This window comes from Pseudomonas graminis (assembly GCF_900111735.1).
Classification (GTDB): Bacteria; Pseudomonadota; Gammaproteobacteria; order Pseudomonadales; family Pseudomonadaceae; genus Aquipseudomonas; species Aquipseudomonas graminis.
Window position 1 is genome coordinate 123,593 of the sequence record NZ_FOHW01000014.1, and the last position, 8,194, is coordinate 131,786.

Below are 8,194 nucleotides of genomic sequence, written 5' to 3' on the forward strand. Positions count from 1 at the left end.
GGTAAACCGTGTAGCCATGCAGTGCAGTCCTAACGTCTGGCTTAAGAAGCTCAATAGGGCTCATTAACCCTTTTGCACTAATAACCAGATAATATATAAAGCTCTGGCATTCTGGAAAGTGGCAGCAAGAACCTAGCTCGATCAGTTTAAGTTGAATAGTAACTCACCGCATGCCTGATGATCTGCTCTCTAACGGAGCAGTCGATCACGAATGCATACACGCGTCTTTAATATATCAAATCTTACTCTAATCCCCCAATTCACTCCAAGGGTCATACTTGAAATGCTCGTCAATAGGTATAAAGTTAAGACCCTTGAACCCTTGCTTTGTAGATTCATCAACGAATCTTTGGCTACACGCATGCTCCATTAATTCTGAGCACCAGAAGAAATCCTTATCCAGGCCACTTCGAACCGAAAACTTTTTGATCCAGTTATAACAATGCGCTCCAGGATAGAATTTGTTGACAGCAACCTCTCCAGTGGAGAGATTTCTCTCTAGTGAAAACTCTGACTTCTCCTCATCCAGCAACGCGGCCCACTCTGCTGCCAAACAGAAAAAATAATCTTTACTTGGTTTTCCACCATTAGCCAGACGCACTTCAACAGGGACTGTTCTATATTTAACACCTAGAAGATCACACACCTCGATAAACTTATGAGAAACAAACCGTCTTGGCGATCCGATATAGTAAAAATCCAAACCCACATCATCTAAATCAGCGCACTGAAAAATATGCTTATTCTTAATCACATACTTGTCCGGCTCCGGATCGTACGTCTCCCATTCCCAGTCACAGTTCTCTTCCCCGGGTAAATAGATAGGGCAACCACTAGAACCGCCTGCATATTCTACTATGTAAAATTCCTGAACCATCTACTTTACCCCCCCTGTGATTGCATTGACCGCATACTTTCCATTCTCTAAGCCCTCTCGAGCTATTCTTTGGATGTTACCAATACCCAACGCAAGCTGGGTATCACTTAGTGCGCCCCGTCCAAACAGCTGGTTTAGTTTATCTAATTCCGGGCGAATGGCTGCGGTGTATTCTTTATGACTTGTCCAGTGGCTCGGTAGATCGAGAATCTTTGCAAGCGACGGATTGTCAGGTAGGTACATGCCATTCGACGGCCCGTCGTTTTTGAAACCGACGCTTCTCAATTTGGAGAACATACCGGCGAATTCTTTGTCCTTCATTAACTGCTCGGGTATCAAATGGTGATTCGACATATCGTCACCAGCTTTATGCCCCATCGCTTGACCGAGCTTTCTAGAGCACAGCCCCAACACGTCTACCTCTCCCAGCGGGCTTATTACGTACTGGTAAAGATTGATGCCCCCTTGTAACCCAATCGGATCCTGCGTAATAAATCGCCCCACCTCGGGATCGTAATATCTGAATGTATTGTAGTGCATGCCCGTCTCATCGTCGAAATACTGACCCTGAAACCGCAGATTTCGCACAACTTCACTCACGGCCAACGATTCAACTTCACCCCAAGCCTTGTAAGTCGCCTGCCACACGATCTGGCCATCGACATCCGTCATCTCCAGCGGCGTGCCAATCTGGTCGGTATGAAAGTAGTAAAGCGTCCGCTCTGCCTCACCTTCGCTCTGGTCAACCCGGGCAAGTGGCGCGTAGCTTCCTGGCTCGTAAATATAGAGGCTGCTCTGCCACGGTGTTTCTTCGCGCAGCATCTGCAGTCCTTGCCAGAGAAAATGCTTATGCTCGGTCTGGCCATCAATCTCGGACGTCTTTCCAACCCGGCGACCCAGGCTGTCATACCGGTACGTGCCAACGCTGTGCACCTGGCTGTTGACCATCGTCTCCGCACGCACAAGCCGGTTTTCACAGTCGTAGCTGAACGTATGCAGCTTGCGCAGCCCTACCCGCTTTTCAATCAGGTTGCCCCAAGCGTCGTAGGTATATTCCTGATCACGCCATTGCTTGATGCGGTTGTCTTTCACCTGATCAAACTGGCTGGTGTTGAAGTTCAGGCGGTTGGCGGCAGCGTCGTAGCGGAACTCTTCGCTATCAACCAAGCGACCGGTGTCGCGACTGTGCAGCTGCCCGTTGGCTTCATACTCGTACTTAATCTCGCCACGCAGTTTGTCGAGCGTGCGGGTCAGTTCTCCCGCTGGATCGTACTCATACCGTCGATGAATCGGGTTGTACGCATGATCGACCAGCAACGAGGTGTTGATGCCTGGATTCTGGATCTGCGACAGCTTTTCAGCCGGAATAGTCGACGCAAACTGCCAGCTCTTGCGCCCCATGGCGTCCTAGCCAAAGCAACTGGTCAGCTTGCCCTGCGATCGATAGACCTCACGATGCAGATCATCGCGCTCCATGTCACTGATGAGCAGCCCGTCGAGGTTGAGTTGGTGCAGGTGGCCGCTGCGGTAGTACAGGTGATTGAGGTGTTGGCCTGTCGGCAACGTTAGCGTGGTCAGGTTGCTGAGCGGATCGTATTCGTAGGCCAGCGCACCTTGCGGTGTGGTTTCTTTGATCAAGCGACCCAACAGGTCATAACCGAAGTCGAGGGTCTCTTCGTCAACGCCCAGTTTCTTGCTAATGCTTGAAGGCTGGCGGTGGATGCTGAGCAACCGATCCGCTTCGTCGTAGCCATAATCCTGCCGCGCATCCTGATTGACCTTCGCCAGCAAGCGGCCAATCACATCACGTTCAAATTCGGTACTGCGCTGTGGCCGCTCTGCCCTGTCGCCGTAGCCGATTTCATCCAACCGCGTGAGATGGCCGCCTTCGTTGTAGCTGAATCGACGCTTCAGGTTGTCGATGCGTGTTCCTTCAATCAGACGATCCGAGGCATCGTAGGAAAATCGGTACGCAGCATTGTTTTCGTTTACGAGGGCAGTAAGGCGAATCGCCTTGTCGTACTCGTAACTGATGCGTTGGCCCTTGGCGTCCTGTCGGCTGGCAGGCAGTCCGCGCGCCGTGCGCCGCAGACGCGTAATCTGGCCCTTGCCGTCGGTGTGCGTCAGTACCTGACCAAGAGCGTTGTAGGTAAACGACTCAGCGGTGCCGTCCGGGTGCTCGATGCGTACAACTTCGCCGTCAGGCTTGCGCTCAAGTCTTGTCGTCTGATTCAAAGCGTCGGTGACGGCGGCCAGATGGGACCGATCATCGTAGGTGTAGAAGGTGTTTTTGCCCGAGCAATCCTGAAACCGCTCCACCTGCGCCAACTCGTTCCACCACAGGTATTTGGATTTGTATGTGGCGTCGATGATGGTGTGTGGCAAGCCGTCGTCGCTGTTGAGGTACTCGGTTTTGTGGCCGAGTGCATCGACTTCAGCGATCAGGTTACCTTTGTCGTCGCAGCGGGCTTTCCAGACACTACCGTCGGGAAAAGTGGTTTCGGTCACCAGCGTCGTACCGAGGTGGTGTTTGTAGCGGATCTTGCGGCCCAGCGGATCGGTCTCTTCGATCAGGCGGGAGAAGTCGTCGTACTTGAAGGCCAGCTTATTGCCATCGGGTAGCGTGATGCCGGTCAGGTTGCCGGCTTCGTCCAGGTCCATGGCGTAGCGTTCGCCGCCTTAATCACGGCTGGCGATGACAAGGCGATCCTCGTCTTAGTAAGCAGCGTTATTTTAGTTGACCAGTGCGGTCCCGCTAACCGTTTTGTCTTAGTCGTTTGGGTACGCATAGAGGCCAACTGAACCCTATCTGCAAGCCTAAGGTTTTTGAGGTTTTAGTCAGCGGCCAAGACAGTGGCTGGAACAGCTCTCCAGTCACTGTCAACCTAGACTATTAAATAAATTCAAAAAAGCCTTTAGCAAACTAGAGCTGAAGCACTATCAAGCGCGCCAATACCGACACCCAAGTTTTTACCCAGCATTTAAATCTTCCAAGACACTCAAAAGCCCTAGATCAAAATCCTTATTTTTTATAATTTTCTTATTGGATTTAACTTCTTTGAGCTTTTCCTTGCTGATAATTTCTGGCTTGAGAGCAATCGCACATCGAATAAACAGCGCAGGGTATGCGTAGTCTGTAGGAGATGCCAACACATCCTCAATGGTGCGCTGACCAGGCAGTATGCATCCTGCAACCAAGGGAATATAGTGGTTTTCAAGCGCGCACCGAATATGTGTGCACACCGCCCCGACCTCCTCAACTTTTGGAGCACTGATGGTGCCATACACGTTTGCGCTGAACTTTTTGTCCTGCCGTCCAGACGTTGTAAACGAAAAACAAGCATCGCTTCCCAAATTACTTTTATAAGGAGGAATAATCTTTGAACAGCACTCAAAAATTGTCCCACCGAAGACACGACCAATTAGAGTATACGCTTGAGCCTTAACCAAATATTGAAAGTCAAACTGAGCAACTAAGTCTTTGCCAAGCCGAATTTTCAATCCCTTTTTCACAGCCGTAAGCGTCAATCCAGGCCACTTGAGGCTTTTAAGGCTTGCCAAAAGTTCGCTTTCGAAATAAACCCGCTCTTCTTTGTTCATAAATCACCGATACTTCAAAACACTAGCTGTTGAGGTACTTGGTTTTGTGGCCGAGTGCATCGACTTCAGCTAGCAGGTTGCCTTGTCGTCGTAGCGGGCTTTCCAGACGCTGCCGTCAGGATAACTCGCTTCGGTCACCGACCTCGTACCGAGGTGGTGTTCATAGCGGATCTTGCGGCCCAGCGGATCGGTCTCTTCGATCAGGCGGGAGAAGTCGTCGTACTTGAACGCGAGCTTATTGCCATCGGGTAGCGTGATGCCGGTCAGGTTACTGGCTTCGTCCAGGTCCATGGCGTAGCGATCGCCGCCATAATCGCGGCTGGCTATGACAAGGCGGTCCTCGTTGTAATGCACTTCCAGTTTAGGGGCCAGCGCTTCGACATCTCAAGAGGTCCGCTGCGCGAAGTCGCAACGAGGATAGTTCAAACTCAAGGCATTACTGTGCCTGATTACTTTGCCCTCGGCGTAACCGAAACGGCGTATTGAGTCGCCGTTTTGATTGACCACTTCGGTGAGTTGGCTGCTGTCTCATAGAGGTATCGCACGAGAGCATTGACGGGTAAATTTAACCTCATAGCGGATTGTCGCAGTACGTTCGAATGCGCTATTCCGATCAATCGTTTTCACCATTCATGAAATAGCCGCAGCCCTAATGAGGTGCCTCCGAAGCCGACCTATGTCCTGAACGTGTCGTTCTCCCGATAATAATTTATTTCATCAACGAACCAACCCGTGTCATGCCCTCCCGCTACTTTATTAGCCAATATATAGGAAAGGGAGCTCACTAGCATCCAGCTGCGCAAACCAAAGCCCTCGACCTGCAGCGGCATCTCCATATCCTCATCATCTAAATATATCTGGTCATCATCTAGACTTTGAAGATAATCCCATGGGATGTAATAGAACTTGGTATCCTCAGGCTCTCTCCCCCAAGATTCTGTGTTCGCATATATCCATTCCCCCGAATCCAAGTTGGGGAGATCGGCAATCATTTGACCTAGCGAATTATATGATCTCATTTACTTGCTCCGTTATTTACCTGCAACTTGAGCCACCGCCCCACGTTTTCCTTCCTCCATGACCTTTAGGATGATAGTCCAAATGTCTAGAGTTATGGTCTGGGCCATCCACCAATTGTAATAGACCGCCGACTTTTTCATGGTGATGCCACGTTGTCTCCCACCCAGGACCAGTCGGCGCCTTTCTTGGAAAAGCACCGCGCTTACCCGGTGACACTGCTTCACTAATACCGGGATACCTGGTTTCTAGTGTGGCCTTCAACTGCGGCTCGTTTTTCATTCTGTAATATAGCTGCCGATTAGCTTCCTGAAAGTGCTTTCCATCACTCATCCGATACATATCGGCAGGCAATCGGGATTCTGCATGAACGTCATAAACACCAGGGTTGTTGACACTTGCAAGGCCCAGCGGATCTAGCCAGACCAATGGATTTGACGCGTATTTATAAAGATTATTTCCGCCCTGCAGTCCAATAGGATCCTGCGTTATGAACCGACCCACCTCCGGATCGTAGTACCTGAATGTGTTGTAATGCAGACCGGTCTCATCGTCGAAGTACTGACCCTGAAACCGAAGGTTCTGCTAAACCTCGCTCACCGCCAGCGTTTCAACCTCGCCCCATGCCTTGTACGTCGCCTGCCAAACGATCTGGCCGTCAACGTCGGTCATCTCAAGCGGCGTGCCGATCTGATCGGTGTGGAAGTAGTAAAGCTTCTGCTCTGCCTCACCTTCGTTTTGATCGACCCGTGCTAGCGGGGCGTAGCTACCTGGCTCGTAGATGTAGAGGCTGCTCTGTCCCGGCGACTCCTCGCGCAGCATCCGCAAGCCTTGCCAGAGGAACTGCTTGTGTTCTGTCTCGCCGTTTATCTCGGAGGTTTTGCCAATCCGGCGGCCCAGGCTGTCGTACCGATACGTGCCGACGCTGTGCACCTGGCTGTTAACCATCGTCTCAGCACGTACAAGCCGGTTTTCGCAGTCATACGTAAAAGTCTGCAGCTTGGTTAGCCCTGACCGTTTTTCAGTCAGGTTGCCACACGCGTCGTAGGTATATTCCTGATCGCGCCATTGCTTGATGCGGTTGTCTTTGACCTGGTCAAACTGGCTGGTGTTGAAGTTCAGACGGTTAGCCGCAGCGTCGTAGCGAAACTCCTCGCTATCCACCAATCGCCCAGTGTCGCGACTGTGCAGCTGCCCGTTGGCTTCATATTCGTACTTAATCTCACCACGTAGCTTGTCGAGCGTCCGGGTCAGCTCTCCCGCGGGATCGTACTCGTATCGCCGGTGGATCGGGTTGTAAGCATGATCCACCAGCAACGAGGTGTTGATCCCGGGGTTCTGGATCTGCGACAGCTTGTCGGCTGGCAGTGTCGACGCAAACTGCCAACTCTTGCGGCCCATCGCGTCATAGCCAAAGCAACTAGTCAGCTTGCCTTGGGACCGATAGACCTCCCGATGCAGGTCATCGCGCTCCATGTCGCTGATGAGCATTCCATCCAGGTTGAGTTGGTGCAGGTGGCCGCTGCCGTAGTACAGATGATTGAGGTGCTGGCCCGTGGGCAATGTCAGCGTGGTCAGGTTGCTTAGCGGATCGTATTCGTAAGAGAGCGCGCCTTGCGGTGTGGTCTCTTTGATCAGGCGGCCAAGTACGTCGTACGCAAACTCCAGCTTTTCCTCGCCGATGCCGAGCTTATTAACAATCCCCGTAGGCAATCGCGCTATCGACAGCAGCCGATCGCTCTCGTCATACCCGTAATCCTGCCGCGCATCCTGATTGACCTTCGCCAGCAAGCGGCCAATCACATCACGCTCAAACTCGGTACTGCGCTGCGGCCGCTCTGCCCTATCCCCATAGCCGATTTCATCAAACCGCGTCAGATGCCCACCAACGTTGTAGGTGAATCGACGGGTCAGGTTGTCGATCCGCTTCTCTTCGATCAGCCGATCCGACGCATCGTAGGCAAACTCATAAGCCGCATTGTTTTCGTTGACCAGTGCAGTCAGCCGAATCGCTTTGTCGTACTCATAGCGAATCCGCTGGCCCTTCGCATCCTGCCGGCTGCTTGGCAAACCGCGCGCAGTACGGAGCAAGCGTGTGGTCTGACCCTTGCCATCGGTGTGCGTCAGCACCTGGCCCAAGGCATTGTAGGTAAACGACTCGGCCGTCCCATCCGGGTGCTCGATACGCACCACTTCGCCGTCGGGTTTGCGCTCAAGCCGTGTTGTCTGATTCAACGCATCGGTGACGGCAATCAGATGAGATCGATCATCGTAGGTGTAGAAAGTGCTTTTGCCCGAACAATCCTGAAACCGCTCAACCTGCGCCAAGCCATTCCACCACAGGTATTTCGACTTGTAGGTCGCATCGATGATGGTGTGCGGCAGACCATCCTCGCTGTTGAGGTATTCCGTCTTTTGGCCCAACGGATCGGTTTCAGCGATCAGATTGCCCTTGTCGTCGTAACGGGCTTTCCAGACGCTGCCGTCCGGGAAGGCGGTTTCGGTGATCAAGGTGGTACTGAGGTGATAGCTGTAGGTGATGCTTCGACCGAGCGGGTCGGTTTCTTCGGTCAGTCGAGAAAAATCATCGTACTTGAACGTCAGACGATTCCCGTCCGGCAAGCTGATGCCGGTCGTGTTTCCCGCTTCGTCCAGATCGATGCCGTAACGCTCACCGCCGAAGTCGCGGCTGGCAATGAC

General features: G+C 52.2%; 2 protein-coding genes and 3 pseudogenes. All 5 read right to left on the minus strand.

What is annotated here, in order from left to right; all coding sequences use genetic code 11:
* Positions 1 to 247 precede the first annotated feature (247 nt).
* Entirely contained in the window at positions 248 to 877 is a 630-nt protein-coding gene (locus BMY98_RS12915; protein WP_074889670.1) for an imm11 family protein, read from the minus strand.
* A pseudogene (locus tag BMY98_RS12920) lies at positions 878 to 3,592 on the minus strand (RHS repeat-associated core domain-containing protein); the annotation flags it as partial.
* 255 nt (positions 3,593 to 3,847) lie between these two features.
* Complete coding sequence (locus BMY98_RS12925) at positions 3,848 to 4,477, minus strand: hypothetical protein (RefSeq protein WP_074889673.1); 630 nt, start codon at positions 4,475 to 4,477, stop codon at positions 3,848 to 3,850.
* A 25-nt stretch (positions 4,478 to 4,502) separates the two neighbouring features.
* Positions 4,503 to 5,034, minus strand: a pseudogene (locus tag BMY98_RS12930) (type IV secretion protein Rhs); the annotation flags it as partial.
* 859 nt (positions 5,035 to 5,893) lie between these two features.
* Positions 5,894 to 8,194: pseudogene (locus BMY98_RS12940) on the minus strand (RHS repeat-associated core domain-containing protein); the annotation flags it as partial.